Origin of the sequence: Mycetocola sp. 2940 (genome assembly GCF_040548835.1) — a bacterium.
Lineage (GTDB): Bacteria > Actinomycetota > Actinomycetes > Actinomycetales > Microbacteriaceae > Mycetocola_A.
This window is the reverse complement of sequence record NZ_JBEPSK010000002.1, coordinates 422505-438829: the sequence shown is the minus strand read 5'-3', so window position 1 is coordinate 438829 and position 16325 is coordinate 422505. Positions and strand designations below refer to the sequence as shown.

At 67.4% G+C, this 16325-nt stretch carries 16 protein-coding genes; 5 read left to right on the top strand and 11 right to left on the bottom strand.

Annotated elements, in window-relative coordinates; translation table 11 throughout:
* The first annotated feature begins 8 nt into the window (after positions 1-8).
* The 3 genes from ABIE24_RS04460 (at position 9) to ABIE24_RS04450 (ending at position 3685) form a co-directional block, all read left to right on the top strand.
* A complete protein-coding gene (locus tag ABIE24_RS04460; protein WP_354497217.1) occupies positions 9-266 on the top strand; it encodes an acyl carrier protein in 258 nt (85 codons plus the stop codon).
* Positions 244-2043 (top strand): hypothetical protein, encoded by a 1800-nt coding sequence (locus ABIE24_RS04455; protein WP_354497216.1) that lies wholly within the window; start codon positions 244-246, stop codon positions 2041-2043. Before ABIE24_RS04460 ends, ABIE24_RS04455 begins: the two co-directional genes overlap by 23 nt.
* A gap of 262 nt (positions 2044-2305) precedes the next feature.
* Positions 2306-3685, top strand: coding sequence for a DUF4082 domain-containing protein (locus tag ABIE24_RS04450; protein WP_354497214.1), 1380 nt, complete (start codon positions 2306-2308; stop codon positions 3683-3685).
* Between the two features lie 59 nt (positions 3686-3744).
* Here ABIE24_RS04450 and ABIE24_RS04445 read toward each other — a convergent pair whose 3' ends face one another.
* Positions 3745-4611 (bottom strand): hypothetical protein, encoded by an 867-nt coding sequence (locus tag ABIE24_RS04445; protein ID WP_354497212.1) that lies wholly within the window; start codon positions 4609-4611, stop codon positions 3745-3747.
* 92 nt (positions 4612-4703) lie between these two features.
* Here ABIE24_RS04445 and ABIE24_RS04440 point away from each other — a divergent pair, with 92 nt between their 5' ends.
* Positions 4704-5573, top strand: a complete 870-nt coding sequence (locus ABIE24_RS04440) for a glycosyltransferase family 2 protein (protein WP_354497210.1) — start codon at positions 4704-4706, stop codon at positions 5571-5573.
* Positions 5570-6223, top strand: a complete 654-nt coding sequence (locus tag ABIE24_RS04435) for a polysaccharide deacetylase family protein (RefSeq protein ID WP_354497208.1) — start codon at positions 5570-5572, stop codon at positions 6221-6223. Before ABIE24_RS04440 ends, ABIE24_RS04435 begins: the two co-directional genes overlap by 4 nt.
* A gap of 15 nt (positions 6224-6238) precedes the next feature.
* Here the strand turns inward: ABIE24_RS04435 and ABIE24_RS04430 are convergent, their stop codons facing one another.
* The 10 genes from ABIE24_RS04430 to ABIE24_RS04385 are packed head-to-tail and all read right to left on the bottom strand — an operon-like array spanning position 6239 to position 16314.
* Complete coding sequence (locus tag ABIE24_RS04430) at positions 6239-7453, bottom strand: glycosyltransferase family 4 protein (protein WP_354497206.1); 1215 nt, start codon at positions 7451-7453, stop codon at positions 6239-6241.
* 4 nt (positions 7454-7457) lie between these two features.
* Positions 7458-8366, bottom strand: coding sequence for a glycosyltransferase (locus ABIE24_RS04425; RefSeq protein ID WP_354497205.1), 909 nt, complete (start codon positions 8364-8366; stop codon positions 7458-7460).
* Positions 8363-9787 (bottom strand): O-antigen ligase family protein, encoded by a 1425-nt coding sequence (locus ABIE24_RS04420; RefSeq protein ID WP_354497203.1) that lies wholly within the window; start codon positions 9785-9787, stop codon positions 8363-8365. The genes ABIE24_RS04425 and ABIE24_RS04420 overlap by 4 nt, the downstream gene beginning before the upstream one ends.
* A gap of 6 nt (positions 9788-9793) precedes the next feature.
* Complete coding sequence (locus tag ABIE24_RS04415) at positions 9794-10576, bottom strand: YveK family protein (protein WP_354497202.1); 783 nt, start codon at positions 10574-10576, stop codon at positions 9794-9796.
* Entirely contained in the window at positions 10573-11277 is a 705-nt protein-coding gene (locus ABIE24_RS04410; protein ID WP_354497200.1) for a hypothetical protein, read from the bottom strand. Before ABIE24_RS04410 ends, ABIE24_RS04415 begins: the two co-directional genes overlap by 4 nt.
* Positions 11274-12392: a DegT/DnrJ/EryC1/StrS family aminotransferase gene (locus ABIE24_RS04405; RefSeq protein WP_354497198.1), complete on the bottom strand. Its 1119-nt coding sequence runs from the start codon at positions 12390-12392 to the stop codon at positions 11274-11276. Before ABIE24_RS04405 ends, ABIE24_RS04410 begins: the two co-directional genes overlap by 4 nt.
* Positions 12389-13078, bottom strand: a complete 690-nt coding sequence (locus tag ABIE24_RS04400) for a NeuD/PglB/VioB family sugar acetyltransferase (RefSeq protein ID WP_354497196.1) — start codon at positions 13076-13078, stop codon at positions 12389-12391. Before ABIE24_RS04400 ends, ABIE24_RS04405 begins: the two co-directional genes overlap by 4 nt.
* A 4-nt stretch (positions 13079-13082) precedes the next feature.
* Entirely contained in the window at positions 13083-14240 is a 1158-nt protein-coding gene (locus ABIE24_RS04395; RefSeq protein ID WP_354497325.1) for a DegT/DnrJ/EryC1/StrS family aminotransferase, read from the bottom strand.
* 14 nt (positions 14241-14254) lie between these two features.
* Complete coding sequence (locus ABIE24_RS04390) at positions 14255-15250, bottom strand: NAD-dependent epimerase/dehydratase family protein (protein ID WP_354497195.1); 996 nt, start codon at positions 15248-15250, stop codon at positions 14255-14257.
* Positions 15247-16314 (bottom strand): Gfo/Idh/MocA family protein, encoded by a 1068-nt coding sequence (locus ABIE24_RS04385; protein ID WP_354497193.1) that lies wholly within the window; start codon positions 16312-16314, stop codon positions 15247-15249. Before ABIE24_RS04385 ends, ABIE24_RS04390 begins: the two co-directional genes overlap by 4 nt.
* Between the last annotated feature and the right edge of the window lie 11 nt (positions 16315-16325).

The following is a 16325-nucleotide window of genomic DNA, read 5'->3' as shown; positions in this document are numbered from 1 at the left end:
AGCATCCCATGACCAACACTCTGGACGCCGTACGTACGGTGCTGATCGAATCCCTCGAGTTGCAGCAGCGCCCTGAGGACCTGCGCGAGGACACCGTGTTGTTCGGTTCGCTGCCGGAACTCGATTCGTTCGGAGTGGTTCAACTCGTGACATCCCTGGAGGACCGGTTCGACATCAGGGTCGACGACGACGAGTTCGGCGCCGACATCTTCGAGACGGTGGGCACCCTGACCGAGTTCGTCGATGCCAAACTCGCCGTCGCCTGAGCGGCGAGGTCCCCACGCGGCACTGCCCGGTTTTCTGGCACTGCACCGCGACGATCCGGCGCTGAGTGAGGTGCTCGGCGCAACCGCCGGAGTCACCACCACGGCCTGCGGTGCAGCGAACCTGGCCTTCTGGGGGCTGACCTCGCTGACCGTCCCGACCCCCACCCTCGCGCTCTCCCGCGTCGCCCGCACCGAGCACGGAGAAGTCTCGTCCACCCGGATCGCCGAGGCCATGCGCCGCGACCCGGCCAGCCTGACACCCCTGCTCCCGCCCTTCGCTGCGGTGCGGGGAGCCGACAGCGGGGTGACCATGGTCGCGGACTCCATGGGTTTCCGCCAGCTCTATCACAGCAGCCCGGATGCCACCCAGCGGCCCGTCCTGTCGACCTCCGCCCTGTTCGCCGGGTGGGCGCTCTCGGCGGAACTGGACCACACGGCAGTGGCCGTGCAGTCCCTCCTGGGCTGGCAGCTCGGCCAGCGCACCCTGTTCCAGGGAGTCCAGAAACTCGCCCCAGGCGCCGTCGCACGCCTGGACGAGCGCGGAGTCGAACTGGAACGACCGGCACCGTCCCAGGATCCGGCGCTCACGCTCGAGGAGGCCGTCCCGCTCGCCGCGGCCCTGCTCCGCACGTCTCTGAACGCGCTGCTGGACGACCACCCGGGCGCTGTTCTGCAACTGACCGGCGGCCAGGATTCCCGACTCCTTCTCAGCGCGATTCCCGCCGCTCGCCGACGGGGCCTTTCCGCGATGACGCTCGGCGTTCCCGGCAGCGGCGATGTCACCGTCGCTCGCCAGCTCGCCGAGCGATATGGTTTGCGGCACGAGGTTCACGGTCTCGCGACTCTCGAAGACCTGGGCGACTCGGATGCGTGGGACCTTTCGCGGGAGGCAGCGATGCGTCTCGATGGGATGTCCGACCCGATCGCACTCGCCGCCCTCGACGCGGCCGAGGGCAGTTTCGACCAGGGTGTGAGGATCTCGGGACTCGGCGGGGAGGTCGCCCGCGGGTTCTACTACGTCGGCGCGGTACGCGAACGGCCCTTCTCACCGAAGGACGCCGAACGGCTCGCCGCCTGGCGGATGTTCGTGAACGAGGCCGTGGAACCGGACCTGCTCGACCCCGGGTTCGCTGCGTGGGCGCGTGCGGCCGCGAACGCCGAGGTCGCAGCAGCAATGGCTGCCGCGGGCGGCGAATGGTTCCGGGCGACCGACGAGTTGTACCTGCGGCACCGCATGCAGCGCTGGGCGGGAGTCACCGACACGGCGGTCGGCGATCGCCGTGTGGTCATCAACCCGATGTTATGCGAGCAGTTTCTCCGGATCGCGTCACGACTGCCGCCGACGGCGAAAGCGCGCTCACGGTTCCTCGCCCGGTTGCAGATGGAGCTCGACCCCGAACTCGGCAGCATCCCGCTCGAGGGACGCCCCTCCCCGGCTGCCGCGGCGTACCCGGGCCCGTGGCGATCAGCGAACGCGATGATCCGTACCGGGCGGCGCCTGGGCCGCAAGGTGACCCAGCGCATCCGTCGCCAGAACCGTCCACCCGCCGGCGGTTCCCTTCTCGCCGGCAAAGTCGTGGAGCACTGGCGGGCACACCCCGACCTCCTGTCTTCGGCGCAACTGGGGACCTTCGTCCGCACGGAGTGGATCGAGAGCGTTCTGACAGGCTCGATTGCGCCGCGCCCGAGTTCGGTCGCATTCCTGACGAACCTGATCGTGGCTGCCGGTGATCCGGCTGAGAAGCGCGGAAAAGAAGTACGGAAGAGAAGCGCCTGAACACGAGGAAACCTCGAATTTGACTTGCCCCACAATGTTCGTTGTAATGAGAGAGCGTTACATGTCCCCCGAATGGGGGTCGCCCTCCCGACAGGCGGGTGCCCGTCCGCCGGCTAACCGACACGGACCGCGTGGGCACAATCTCTCGATTCTACGAATCAGGCTCATCTTGTTTTCTTCTCACACTTTCGTGCGCCCTCGTGCGCAAAAAACGACCCCGACACCCATTATTCGCTTCGGCGCTGTCGCTGCTGCGTTCGCGATGCTGCTCGCCACCTTCCTGGCGATCGGCCCACTGACGGCCTCTCCAGCAGCCGCTGCCACCAGTACCCTCCTCGGTACGCCCACCAACCTCGTCCAGCACTCCGACACCGGCGGCGTCGAGGTCGGCACCAAATTCACCGCCGTCTCAGACGGCAGCGCCACCGCCATGCGGTTCTGGAAAACCAAGGACACCGTGGCATCCCACGGCGGAAGCCTCTGGTCGAGTTCCGGGACGAGGCTCGCCAGGACGACGTTCTCCAACGAGACCGCCTCCGGCTGGCAGACGGCAGAGTTCGACCAGCCGGTCGCGCTGAAAGCCGGCCAGACGTACGTCGTGTCGTACTACGCGCCGCGAGGCCAGTACGCCGTCACCTACGATTTCACCGGCCAGTCGCAGTCAGCTGACCTGAAGATCGCCGCCGGATCCGGCCTCTTCACCTACGGATCGACATCGCAGTTCCCCACCTCGAGCTGGCGCAACAGCAACTACTGGGTTGATGTTGTGTTCGAGCCGGCGCCGAAACCGGCACCGGCCCCGGCCCCGGCGCCGACGCCTGAGCCGACTCCTGAGCCGACTCCTGAGCCGACCCAGCCGTCCACCGGGTTCCCCTCCGCGGCGACAACCGGAGTACCCGCAGGAACGGCTCTCTCGACCTACACCGGCCCGTGCCGGATCACGACACCGAACACCGTCATCGACGCCAAGATCGTGAACTGTGGCGACCTGCGGATTGAGACCACAGGCGTCAGGATCGCAAACTCGATCATCAACGGCAAGGTCTACACCGACGAGCACGGCATCGGCGCCTTCACCATCACAGACAGTGAGGTCAGGGCCGGCAACTGGGAGGGCACCGGCATCGGCGATGCCCGCTTCACCGCGACCCGGGTCGAGGTGTCCGGCGGCAGCCGATCGGTCAACTGCTTCCTCAGTTGCACCATCCAGGACTCGTACGTGCACGGCCAGTTCACTGACTACACGGGGCGTGCCCACGAATCCGGGATCCGGATGGGATCCAACGCCGTGATCCGGCACAACACCATCGCGTGCGACGCACCCGACATCGCACCGGACGCGGGATGCTCCGCGGCACTGACCGGCTACGGCGACTTCTGGGCCGTGACCAACAACACGATCGACCGCAACCTGTTCGTCGGCGGTTCCGGCGGCTATTGCTCGTACGGCGGATCGACGGCAGGTAAGCCGTACTCCAGCGCGACCCGGGACATCCGGTTCACCAACAATGTGTGGGAGCGCGGAGAGAGCGGCCAGTGCGGATTCTGGGGACCGATCACGTCGTTCGATGTGAATGCGCCAGGCAACGTCTGGAGCAACAACACCTACGACGACGGATCAGTCGTCCGACCGGCGAACTGACCAGGACCGACCCGAGCGTCGCGGCCACCTTCGGGTGGCCGCGACGTTTTCGTTGTGCCTCACCACTCGAGCAGGGTCAGCTCGCTGTAGAGATAGTCCACGGCCTCGGGGGCGACAGCCTTACTGAGGAGCATCTTTGCCCGAGGCGTGCGCAATGCGTAGCCGTGCGGGACATCGAATCCGAGGATGCGGCGTTCGGCGAGCGTCGCCAGCGCACCCTGTCTCAGCAGCAGATGCGACGCGAGGTGGGGCCACGACGACCGCAGAAGCTCGGTACTGCCCCCGGCGTAGAGCGGGGTCGCGAAGAGCGGGAGGCGTTTGCGCCGATCCCGCCGGACGACGAGGTAGCAGTATGCCCCGCCCGCGGTCGCGACGATATGGCGGGCGGCCGGAGCATCCCGATGGTCGCGGAAGACCTGTGCGTCCCGCCCCGACAGGATGCCGTCGATCACGGCCACATCGTCCGTCACGGTGAGACCGCGGTGCGGCAGACGGGGCAGATTGGGCACCACCCGGGTGGCGGTGTCGAGTTCCTGGAACCCCAGCCGCCGGTTCAACGCGACGACGTTTCCGCTCGGGGAGAAGTCGGTGAACTCGAAATCCCGCTGGGCGAGGATCGCCCGTACCAGCCGGAAGCTCTGGGCCCGGTGGTCCTCCCGAACGCAGAACGCCGCCAGGTTGCAGAATCGCCTGGGGACGCCATCGACCTCCCGCTCTGAGTAAACCGCGACGTAGGCCCCGACGATGTCGGAGTCGACCACGAGCTGGAAGCCGTGGTTCGGCGCCTCGCCGTTCCACGGGGGCGCCAGGATCGCGTTCCACGCGTCGACAGACACCCGGGGATTCAGGTGGGTGTGAAGAAAACGGGAGACGGCATCGGCATCCGTGCCGCTGATCGGTCGGACTTCCGCTTTCCCGGGCTCCATGAGCCGAATAATACGGCACGCGCGGCGCGGGCCCGGTATCCTGCTCGACAGAACTGACTTGTCGACCGCGAACCACCGGAAGGACCCTCAGGATGCCGAGCGTCGTGATCGCCGCGCACAATGAGGAGAGCGTGTTGGGGCAGAGCCTCGATGCACTCCTCGACCAGGCCACGTCCGCGCCGTTCGAGATCGTTGTCAGCGCGAACGGCTGCACCGACCGAACGGTGGCTGTCGCCACCCGACCGGGTGTGACGGTGATCGATCGCCAGGAGCCGGGAAAGGCCGCGGCGCTCAATGCCGGAGACCAGGCTGCTGTCGGGTACCCCCGGATCTACCTCGATGCCGACATCCTGGTTCCGCCTGGCGCTCTTGCGGAGGTACTCGACAGCTTCGCCGGGTTTCCGTCCCCGCTCGCCGTTGTGCCTCGGCGCCGTCTGAACACGACGGGTCGGCCCTGGCCGGTTCGGGCGTATTTCGCCATCAACGAGCGGCTTCCTGCTTTCCGGAACGGCTTGTTCGGCCGCGGGATGATCGCACTCTCGGAGCAGGGCCGGGCGCGGTTCGACGCGTTCCCCGCTATGATCGCAGACGACCTGTTCCTGGACTCCCTGTTCTCGGATGCCGAAAAGGTTGAGCTGAGCGGTGTCGAGGTGGTCGTCGAGGCGCCGTTCACAACCGGCGACCTGCTCCGGCGGCTCGTGCGGGTCCGGCGCGGCAACGCCGAGATGAGGAAAGCGGCCGCCGCCGGACAGGTCGACGTGGTGGTACGACCCTCCGACCGGTGGGCCTGGCTGCGCGACGTGGTTCTGCCGAACCCGCGCCTGGCAGCGGCGGCTGTGCCGTATCTGTCCATCACGGTGTTCGCCGCACTCCGTGCGCGCCGGGGGGCCGCCGATGCCTGGGGCCGCGACGAGAGCACCCGCCGGCAACCACCGTCGGCGAGGAACGAGGCCTCAGCGTGAACGTCAATCTCTGCTTTCATGGCATCGGCACAAGCGTTCGCGAGCGGGAAGAGGGAGAATCGCGCTACTGGGTCAGCGAGAATACCTTCCTTCGCATCCTCGATGTCGTCGCCGGCAACCCTCGCGTTCGGCTGAGCTTCGACGACGGCAATCGGTCAGACGTCGACATCGCGCTTCCCGCCCTGCGTGACCGCGGGCTCCATGCCGCGTTCTTTGCCCTTGCCGGCCGCCTGGAGGACGAGGCGAGCCTCTCGGCCGGCGACCTGCGCGACCTGCGCGCGGCCGGGATGACGATCGGCAGCCACGGCTGGACCCATGTCCCCTGGCGCGGCCTGGACGAAGCGGCAGCGCGACGGGAACTGGTGGATGCGCGCGCGATTCTCGCGGAGGCCAGCGGGGGCGCGATCGACGACGCCGCGCTCCCCCTCGGACGGTATGACCGGCAGCTCCTGCGGCGCCTGGCGGCGATCGGGTACAGGAACGTCTACACCAGCGACCGATTCCCCGCACGCGCCTCCACGTGGCTGCAGTCCCGCTACAGCGCCACCGCCGCCGACTCCGCAGAATCGATCGGCTCGCTGCTGACGCGCCCTCCCGGCGCATCGGAGTTGCGGGTCCTCGCATCGAGCGCGTTCAAGAGGCTGCAGTAGCCGCCTGGCGGTGGCTCACAGAGCCCTCGGACGAATCTCGACCTGCTCGTAGAGCTGCACCATCCGATCGACTCGCTGTTCCCACAGATGAACGCGTGCGGCACGCTCGCGCGCAGCAGCCCCCATCCGAAGCCGCAAGGCCGGATCCTCGACGAGCGAGCGGACCGCCACGGCGCAGTCGGCTGCCAGCTGCTCCGGCGAGACGGCGGGCAGCCGGAACGCACAACGATCATCGACGTTCGCCCCGGGACCGCCACGATCGCAGACGACGAGGGGCAGACCGAACGCCATGGCCTCGAGGCTGACGTTGCCGCCCGGTTCCCGGTAGCTGGGAAAGACGAACACGTCGGCTCGCTCGTAGAAGCCGTCGACAGCCCCTCGCGGCACAGTGCCGTGGAAAGTGACGCGGTCGGTCAGGCCGAGCTCCCGGGTCAGCGACTCACACGCTTCCCGGTCGTTGCCGTCCCCCAGGACATCCAGCACCACGTCCAGGTCCTGCAGGCGATACAGGGCGCTGATGACGTCGCGCAGTCCTTTCGTGCGCACGATCCGGCCCACGTGCAGCAACCGCACAGGACCCGCGCGCGTGGACCGGTCGATGCGCGGACGGACCTCATGAACGGCTGTCTCACTCATGATTTCGAACCGCTGCAACCGGACGCCGGCGAGAAACTCCTCCACATACGGGGCGACCCCGATCACGCAGTCCGCGGACTCGTAGGTTCCGCGCAGCAGCCGGTCATGTCGCAGCCGCCAGTCGTCGAGTCTGCGGAGACGCTGGTACCACGGGGTGGCCCCCTCCTCGACGACGAATGCCGGAGGCGACGAAAGGCTCCCGCCGACCGGGCCGAGAATCAGGGGGATGCCGAGCCCGGCGGCCGGCGAGGGATAGCGCATGGCGACCGGCACGACCTGGTGGGCGAGATCGAACTGTTCACCCTCCGTCATGCACTGTCGGATCCATCTCCGCGCACGGGCATAGAAGACGGCATACGAGGGCTGCAACAGGGAGTTCAGGCGCTCGAACCGGCCGACGATCGGAGGCTCACCCCATTCGATGACGCGCACCCCCCGCAGTTGCCTGGAGGGCGGAGTGTGGCCCTGCTTGTAGGTGGTGAGCAGGGTCACGTCGAAGTGCGTCGACAGCAGGTTCGCCCACTGGAACGCCAGCCATGACTCACCCACATCCTCGCCGTCGCAGGCGGGCGCGATCATCAGGAGTGTCTTCATCGCGTCACCGGGGCAGGATCGCCGTGCTGGCGTTGAGCTGGGGAGGACGGAGCGAGGGGCGAAGCAGGGCGCGCACTGTCGACCAGGACTTGCGGTGCCCCAGGACCGCGCGCCGGAGTTCCACCAGGACGGTCATGACGAAGTAGAGCCACGCGCGCAGGTCGCCTGCCCGTCGGCGATACAGCCGGATCCTGTTGACCATCTTCATCGTGTGTGTCGCGGCGCTCTCCCCCGAGCCCCCTCCCACGTGCATCGCTCCGGCGTGGGGGGAATACACCGTGGCCCACCCCGCATCCCGTGCCCGCAAACTGAAATCGGTCTCCTCGGAGTACAGGAAGAAGGACTCGTCGAAGCCGTGAAGGGCATCGAAGCACCGGCCGTCCACGAGCAGGATCGCTCCGACCGCCCAGTCGACCTCGTGCTCGCTTACATACTCGCTCACCTCCTCGATCCGTTCCGTGAAGGCCGGAAGGCCGGTGAAGCTCAGGCCGCCGGCCCGGCCGAGGGTGGGACCTCTCCTGAGGGTTGGGGAGAGGCTGCCGTCCTTCTCCCGCACGCACGGCGCGACGATCCCGACGGATGGCCGCCGGAGCGTCTCGAGCATCCGCGGTACGGCGCCCGGGTCGAGGGTGGCGTCGGGATTGAGGATGAGAATCGCGGATGCCGGCGGCGATGCCTGGACCGCGCGGTTGATTCCGGCTGCATAACCATCGTTCGTCGATCTCACGATGGTGACCTCCGACCGGGAGACCAGCAGATCCGGGGTTCCGTCGACCGAATCGTTGTCGACAACGACGACGGAGTAGCTGACGTCGCCGAACGCCGCAGGCAGGCTGTCGAGGAGGGCGAGAACGTGGCGGCGGCTGTTGTAGGTGACGACGACAGCAGCGACGTCGACGGGCACAGGGGTCATGGTGTTGGGGGTCCAATCCGGTCGAAATCTTCACTCGGGGCGCGGCCATCGCGGCGATCGGGGATCGGGCGCGTTCCGGCCGATTCCGGCATTCCCGGACCGTCCCCGGCCGCAACAGCGCGGATGCTCGCACACAGCCCCAGGAGCAGGAAGAGCATGCCTCCGGCGATCGGAAAGGAGAGCCCGTCGAAGAAGAGAAAGAGAACCGCGACGTTGAACATGGCCGCGGCAAGCGCGTGTCCGAGCAGCCGGATCCCGGGGTCGGCCGAGAACCGGGCCCGGCGGGCACTCCAGATGCCGGCGACGAAGAGGCCGGCGAACGCGAGAATGCCCAGGGTGCCGAGTTCGACCGCGAGGAGCACCCACTGGTTGTCGAAGATGTAATACCGGGGCAGGAAGATGCCGTACCCGGTGCCGATCAGCGGTGAATGGGACATGAACCCGGGAACCAGTTCCACCCCCCGGGTCCGCGACTGGGTGCTGGGGTCATCACCGATGCCCGTGAACAGGCCGATGGTCGTGGACAATAATCCAGGGCTCGCCGCGAAGACGGCGAACGCGACGATCGTTCCGACCCCGAGTGTCGCTGGAAGGTATCGGCGCGGAACCGCGGGGAGCATGGAGATCACGGCGACGACGAACCCGATGATCGCCGACCGTGAGACAGCGACCAACGATGAGACGGAGATGAGACCGACGGGCAGCCACCACCAGAGGTCCCTGCTCGAGGGATTTCGCCGGAACCCGAGAGACACCGCAACGGCGATGACGAGGGGAAGCGCGGCGTTGAGGGCTGTCGCGTATTCGAGCGGGTGAATTGCCGTCCCGGATGACCGGATCACCCCCGCGCGCTCGCCGAGGCCGCCGGCGAGGCTGAGACCGGGAACGGAGCCGAAGAACCCGACGAGTGCCTGCCCGGTGACGACCTGCAGCAGGCCGAGGGCCGCGAGCAGTCCGGCCCCGATCCCGATCCGGCGCACCATGGCCGAGAGCTCGCTCATCGTGCGGATGCCGTCCACCGCGACGAGGAACACTCCCGCCCAGGACAGCAGCCGGATCAGTGCCGTGACGGCAGGACTCAGCTGGTCATCCGGCTGGCCGCGGAGCATCGCGGCCGCGAAGCTGAGCAGTGCGACGACCACGAACGCCGCGAACGCGAAGCGAACCGGCTGGGAAATGCCCGGCACCCCGTCTGCGTCCGTCTGCAGCCGCGCGACGGCCCACCAGACGACCAGGACCAGCCCCCAGATCAGGGATGGCCGGCCCAGGGTGCCCAGCGCGGTGATCGTGACCCCCGACGGTATCGCGAGGAGCAGCACGAGGTACACGGTGAGCATCGTGACGGCATCGATCTCCCTGCGCGCGCCGATGGCGAGGTGGAGGGATGCAGCGTGTCGCGGCGATCGGCTTTCGAGCGTCATGCGGGATCACCGTCTGGCGTCCGCGTGGGGACGTTGCGCTTCAGACAGAGTCTCGTCGACTGGCAGGCTCGCGGACGCGTCCTCGCGCTGGGCTGGCGCTCCCGGCGTCGCCTGTGCTTCAGCCGCACCGGCCTTGTGCGATCGTGGCGCCGCCCCGGGCTCGTGTTCTCCTCGAACAGCGGGTTCGCGCTCCCGCCTGCGCCTGCTGGATCCTTCGACGAGGCTCGCGATGAGCAGCGTGAGTATTGTTCCGACCAGGGCGACACCGGCGACAGCCAGGGCCCGGTCACGCACCTGCTCCTCACCCTGCTCGTCGACCGTCACGGGGATGACAGTCATCCGGTTGTTGTCGGGAATGCTCTCGACATCCTGGAACTCGTTGAGCACCGTCACCGTCCGATCGATGAGCATCGCCAGGACCGCCTCCGCGGCGGCATCGCTGCTCGCCGTCACCGTGATGAGGACGATCGGCCCGGCAGTTGTGGTGTCTCGCGAGATCTCCACATCGATTCCCGGATGCTCCTCGACCACGTCGTTCAGCACGTTCTCCGACCCGACCGCGCGCACGAGGACGTCGGCGGCGGGGGCCAGGCCGCCCAGGAACAGGTAGGGGTTCCCGCCTTCGGGGATGCTGTTGTCCCCGGGAATCAGAAGCTGGGTCGCTGACCGGTTGTAGTCAGGGGGGATCGCGAACCAGGCGCCGACCGCAAGGGACGCCGCGATCAGGAGGCCAGGAACAACGATGTACCACCGCCGCAGGAGGCCGAGGATGGTGTCGGTGAATTTCATGGTGTCACTCCTTCGCCCGGGCGGCCGCGGATGCTCCGGCGATCCCGGTTGGGATTGGGTCGTCTCTTCGACAGCACACCGTCCACGGTCACCGAGGCCCACGCAGCGGTGAGCACCGCCGCAGCGAGCATGGCGGCGAAGGCGGTGAACTGGGTCCTGCGGGAGGGGGTGATGTAGTCGATCTGGGTGGTGAGGGGAACAATGGACGCCGAAATCCGGTCGGCCGGCGACGCCCCCACGATCTCCTGCAGGGAGTCTGAAGCGGAGAGGATCCTGTCGATCGTCTCCTCCTGCTCTGACTTGACCTCGGCGAAGCTCCTGCCGGCGATGTCGATTTCGATTTCCGCTTTGCTGACGGACGAATACCATTGGTTTCCCGAGTTCGTCAGCGATACCTCGGTTCCCTCGCGGATACCGGCGCCGTAGTACGGGGCGTCCGCCAACGAATAGCCCTCGGGAGGTCGGCCGTCGTTGGCTTCCAGGACGACGGCCGCAGCAAACGCGATGATGCTGGCGTCGTCTGCTCCGTTGTCCGGTGAGAGGCTCGTGCCGGCGGAACGGAGAAACGTGATGACCGTCCTGGTCGTGTAGATGCCCCCGTCACGCGCCATGAGCACGGCGGCAATCGCAACGCAGGCGAGAATCGTGAGCGGGACGTACCAGCGCCTGACCATGGCGCCCACGATGGAACGGAGAGTCATGGCCGCAACGCGCCTTCGAGGCTGGCCGCGACGTACTCCTGCTGGTCGGGCGTGATGTGCGGGTACAGGGGAAGAGAGAGCATGGTGGATGCTGCCTCCTCGGCGACCGGGAAGCTCCCGGCTCCATATCCAAGGTGTGCGAAAGCACCAGTGAGGTGGACCGGCACCGGGTAATGAACCCCCACGCCGATTCCGGCATCGGTCAGCGCGCTGAGGATGCGGTCCCGATCGGCGACGCGAACGACATAGAGGTGCCAGACATCGACGTTGCCTTCCGCCGTGGTGGGGAGCACCACGTTCCGAAGACTCCCGAGCAGCGTCGAATAGTGAGCGGCCGCGGCTCGTCGTCGGTCGTTCCACGCTTCGAGCCGACGCAACTTGGCGTTGAGGACGACGGCCTGCACGGTGTCGAGCCGTGAGTTCATGCCGACGACCTCGTGCTGGTATTTGACGGCGCTCCCGTGCGCCCCGAGCAGGCGCACACGAGCGGCAACCTCTTCGCTGTTGGTCGTCACCGCTCCGGCGTCGCCCGCAGCACCGAGGTTCTTCCCCGGGTAGAAACTCGTCGCTGCGGCGAGTCCCCAGGACCCGGCCGCTCTCGAATGGCGGGAAGCGCCCTGGGACTGGGCGGCGTCTTCGATGAGCGCGGCCCCGCACTCGCGTGCGATCTGCTCGAGCATCTCGACAGGCGCGACCTGGCCGAACAGGTGAACGGGGACGATGGCCTGGGTGCGTTCGGTTACCGCTGCCTCCACCCGAGTGGGGTCGATGAGCAGGTGGGTGGGATCCACGTCCACAAGGACCGGGCGGGCTCCGATGCGCGCGACGGCTTCGGCCGTCGCGACGAAGGTGTTTGCCGGCAGGATGACTTCTCCTCCCGGCGTCACACCGGCCGCACGGAGTGCAAGTTCGAGAGCATCGGTGCCGTTCGCTACCCCGACGCAGTACCGCGCACCGACGAGTCGTGCGTACGCCTGCTCGAATTCCGTGACATCCGGACCGCCGATGAACGCCGTACTCGCGAAAACGGCTTTCAGGCCGGCCTGGACTTCGTCATCCACCTCAGCCTGCTGGGCTGCCAGATCGACCAGCGGAATCCGTGGAAGGACTTTCATGGCGCCCCCTCGGCTGGCGACGCGGTGGTCTCTGGCGGACGCTCTAAGGCCTCCGGGATTCTCAGGGGTCTGGCCGGGACGCCCGCCCACGTTTCTCCGTCGGGAAGCGGTTCAAGAAGCACGGCGCCCATCCCGAGGACGCTGCCGTCTCCTACCCGCACCTTTTGGCGCACCGACGCATTCATGCCGATGTAAGCGCCTCGGGCGATCTGCACGCCTCCACCGAGGACGGCGCCGGCGGCGATGGTGGCGAAGTCGTCGACGGCGTCATCATGGGTGAGCGTCACGTTCGGCATGATGACGACGTGGGATCCGATGCTCACGTCGGCCGTGAGGACGGTGTTGGCGAGAACGATGGAACCTGGACCGGGAACGCAGTTCCCGTGGTTGCTCACACTGGGGTCGATGACCGTCGTGTAGGAACCCGGCCCGAGACCGAGCGCAGCCAGCCTCTCGACGATGTTCTTCCGAGCCTCCCCGGAGCCGACACAGACCAGAAGTTTGATGTCGATGTACTCGATTGCCCGTTCGATCGAACCGAGCACGGGCACGCCGGCGAATGACTCGGCCATGTCTGCCCAGCCGTCGTCGAGGACGCCGAAGACCACCTGGGAGGTTCCGCTCTGGGCCAGCGCCAGCACTTCCCGTGCCAGCCCGCTCGCCCCGATCATCAGTATCTTCTCCATCGGTTCAGTTCCTCACTGCGGAATAGCTGTGGGACCGTCGCTGTTCGCCTGCGGCTAGCCGGATGGAGCCGACAACCCGCTCGATTTCCGCCGCAGTGATCTGGTGGAACACCGGGAGGATCAGCGTGTGGTCGGTCAGACGTTCGGTTACGGACAGGTCGGCCGTCCCGGTATCGCGGTCCCGGTACGCGGGCTGGCGGTGGGATGCCATGATGCCGCGGCGGGCCGAAATGTCAGCGGTGGCGAGGTGCTCGAGCAGCTGGTCTCGAGAGAGCGGGAACTCCGGCAGAACCTCGACCCAGAGGGACTGGAAATTGCTGGTCCCCCACTCCGGGTCGCGGACGAAGCGGATCCCCTCCACATCCCCCAGGGCTTCCGCATAGGTTTCGGCGATCGCCCGTCGCCTGGCGACGATCTCCGGCAGCCGACCGAGTTGGACGATGCCCACGGCAGCCTGCAGGTCGGTCATGCGGTAGTTGAAACCGATCTCGCCGTACTCTTCCGGCGACGCGAGCACACTGGCGTGACGGGCAGTGGCCGAAACGCTCATCGCATGCTCGCGCAGCCGCCGGGCCCGGTCCGTCCAGTCCTGGCGGGACGTTGTGAGCATCCCTCCTTCGCCGGTCGTGAGGAGCTTCCGCGGATGGAACGACCACGCAGCGATCTCGGCGCGGGCGCCGACCGGGGCGCCGCGGTAGGTCGACCCGGCCCCGCACGCGGCGTCCTCGATCACCCGGATGCCCCGGAGGTCACAGAGGGCGCGGATCGGGTCGAGGTCCACGGGAACACCGCCCTGGTCGACGACGATGACGGCTGCGGTCCGTTCGGTGAGGGCTGCCTCGATCGTGTCTGCGGTGACGTTTCCTGTGGTCAGGTCCACGTCAGCGAACACCGGGCGTGCGCCGACGTAGGTCGGAGCGTTGGCCGTGGCGATGAAGGAGAACGACGGAACAACGACGTCGTCTCCGGCTCCGACGCCCGCGACCACGAGGGCGAGGTGAAGGGCGGTCGTGCAATTCGACGTGGCGACGCCGAACGACGCGGCCATGGCATCCGCGAACGAGGCTTCGAACTGCGCCACTCGTGGCCCCTGCGCCACCCAGCCCGATTCGATCACAGCGGTGACCGCCGCGATCTCCTCATCGCCGAACCAGGGCTGCATCACGTTGATCCGGGTCACGTCAGAACTCCCTGCCGGTTGGCGGCGATCTCGTCCCGCAGCGGTTGCCACCAGCCCACGAGCCGGCGAAGGCCCTCTTCAAGAGGCACCGTCGCCTCGAAGCCGAGGTCGGCTCGGGCGGCTGACGTGTCGGCGAGGCGACGGGCGACGCCGTTCACAGCCCGCTCGGGGCCGTGCTCCACGGAAAGCCCGGAGTCCATCGCCCGCAGCAGGGTCTCGGCGAGGTCGAGGAGGCTCGTCTCGGTTCCGCTCGCGATGTTGTACACGCCCTCCGTCAGGGTCGACGATGCGGCGAGAAGGTTGGCTCGCGCGATGTCGGTGGTGAAGACGAAGTCCATCGTCTGGGAGCCGTCGCCGAAGATCAACGGGGCCTTGCCGTCGGCGATCCGCTCCATCCAGCGGACGAGCACTTCGGTGTAGACGCCGTGCACATCCATGCGAGGCCCGTACACGTTGAAGTACCGCAGCAGCACGTAGTCCAGGCCGCGCATCGCGCGGAAGCTGCGCAGCATCCCCTCGTTGAACGACTTTGCGGCGCCATAGAGAGTGTCGTTGTTGTGGTGGTGGTGTCGCTCCGATGTCGGGAACTCTTCAGCCATGCCGTAGACGGATGCGCTCGAGGCCGCGATCACCTTGTCGACGGATGCTTCGACCGCCGCCTCGACGACGTTGAAGGTTCCGTCGACGAGCACCTCGAGTGCGAGGCGCGGTTCCTCGGCGCACTGGGTGATCCGGATCGCCGCCTGGTGGAAGACGAGGTCCTTGCCCCGGGTGACGTCGTGAACGAGGTCGCGGTCGCGGATGTCGCCGTCGACGAGCGTCACCCGCCCCGACGCGAGTGCATCGTCGAGGTTCGCGCGCCGGCCACGGACCAGATTGTCGAGCACGTCGACGTGGTCCACTCCGGCGTCCAGCAGTTGGTCGACGATCGTCGATCCGATCGTGCCTGCCCCTCCGGTGACGAGAACCCGGGCTCCCCGAAGCTCGCTCATCGCGCTGCCTCCATTTCTCGTTCTTTGTCGCCCAACGGCACCGCGCTGCCCGACTGGGAAAGGCTCCGGGTCGCCGCCTCGAGCACCGCCAGGACGCGCCGGCCGGCTTCTCCGTCCGTGCGCGAGGGCTGGCCCGTGCGGATGCTCGACGCGAATTCGGACGCCATCGTCGAGAGTGCTTCGCGTTCCGGGAGGGCAGGCGACCACGTGTCACCGAGGCGGTATGAGATCGTCGCGTCCCGTCGGTCCGAGCGCCCTGCTGCCTGCTTTCCGAGGTCGACTCCGCGGTCATAGACGCTCAGCCGCTGCTGCGGATTGAGGTCGTCCCACACCAGCGTGCGCTTCGTTCCACCGATGACCATCTGCCGGATCTTGGTCGGGCTCAACCAGTTGACGTGGACGTGGGCGATCGCACCGCTCTCCAACGGGAGGGCCAGGTAGCCGATGCAGGAGCGACCCGCTCCGAGCGGGTCCGCACCGTGGGCGGCTACTGCGGTCGGGTGGAGTCCCCCCGGCAGGACGAAGTCCAGGATAGAGAGGTCGTGGGGGGCGAGGTCCCAGAAGACGTCGACATCGGGCTGGATGAGGCCGAGGTTGATCCGCACGGAGTCGATGAAGAGGATGTCGCCGAGTTCGCCCTCGGCGATGAGGTCCCGGATCTTGAGGACGGCCGGCGTGTAGCAGTACGTGTGGTCTGCCATGAGGATCAGCCCGCGCGCCGCAGCTTCGAGGACCATCGCCTGGCCGTTGCTGCCTGAGTCCGCCAGGGGTTTCTCCACCACCACGTGTTTTCCCGCGGCGAGCGCCTGCATCGCGATCGGGAAGTGGGTCTTCGCGGGTGTGGCGATGGCGATGGCGTCAAGATCGTCGGCGGCCAGCAGTTCGGTGAGCGAGGGAACGACGGGCACGTGACCGACCTGGTCGGACACCTGCCTGGCGCGGTCCTCGTCGAGGTCACAGATCGCCGCAAGGTCCCAGTCGGGGCTGGCAGAGAAGTTTCGTGCCAGGTTCGGGCCCCAGTAACCGGCGCCGACAACGGCGATTCGCAACGTTCTGTTCGTCATGTCCATTCCCA

Excerpts from the sequence above, each read along its gene's own strand:
- ABIE24_RS04460 (WP_354497217.1), top strand. The coding sequence starts at position 9 with ATGACCAACACTCTGGACGCCGTACGTACGGTGCTGATCGAATCCCTC.
- ABIE24_RS04455 (WP_354497216.1), top strand. The coding sequence starts at position 244 with ATGCCAAACTCGCCGTCGCCTGAGCGGCGAGGTCCCCACGCGGCACTG.
- ABIE24_RS04450 (WP_354497214.1), top strand. The coding sequence starts at position 2,306 with ATGCTGCTCGCCACCTTCCTGGCGATCGGCCCACTGACGGCCTCTCCA.
- ABIE24_RS04445 (WP_354497212.1), bottom strand. The coding sequence starts at position 4,611 with ATGGAGCCCGGGAAAGCGGAAGTCCGACCGATCAGCGGCACGGATGCC.
- ABIE24_RS04440 (WP_354497210.1), top strand. The coding sequence starts at position 4,704 with ATGCCGAGCGTCGTGATCGCCGCGCACAATGAGGAGAGCGTGTTGGGG.
- ABIE24_RS04430 (WP_354497206.1), bottom strand. The coding sequence starts at position 7,453 with ATGAAGACACTCCTGATGATCGCGCCCGCCTGCGACGGCGAGGATGTG.
- ABIE24_RS04425 (WP_354497205.1), bottom strand. The coding sequence starts at position 8,366 with ATGACCCCTGTGCCCGTCGACGTCGCTGCTGTCGTCGTCACCTACAAC.
- ABIE24_RS04420 (WP_354497203.1), bottom strand. The coding sequence starts at position 9,787 with ATGACGCTCGAAAGCCGATCGCCGCGACACGCTGCATCCCTCCACCTC.
- ABIE24_RS04415 (WP_354497202.1), bottom strand. The coding sequence starts at position 10,576 with ATGAAATTCACCGACACCATCCTCGGCCTCCTGCGGCGGTGGTACATC.
- ABIE24_RS04410 (WP_354497200.1), bottom strand. The coding sequence starts at position 11,277 with ATGACTCTCCGTTCCATCGTGGGCGCCATGGTCAGGCGCTGGTACGTC.
- ABIE24_RS04405 (WP_354497198.1), bottom strand. The coding sequence starts at position 12,392 with ATGAAAGTCCTTCCACGGATTCCGCTGGTCGATCTGGCAGCCCAGCAG.
- ABIE24_RS04400 (WP_354497196.1), bottom strand. The coding sequence starts at position 13,078 with ATGGAGAAGATACTGATGATCGGGGCGAGCGGGCTGGCACGGGAAGTG.
- ABIE24_RS04395 (WP_354497325.1), bottom strand. The coding sequence starts at position 14,240 with ATGCAGCCCTGGTTCGGCGATGAGGAGATCGCGGCGGTCACCGCTGTG.
- ABIE24_RS04390 (WP_354497195.1), bottom strand. The coding sequence starts at position 15,250 with ATGAGCGAGCTTCGGGGAGCCCGGGTTCTCGTCACCGGAGGGGCAGGC.
- ABIE24_RS04385 (WP_354497193.1), bottom strand. The coding sequence starts at position 16,314 with ATGACGAACAGAACGTTGCGAATCGCCGTTGTCGGCGCCGGTTACTGG.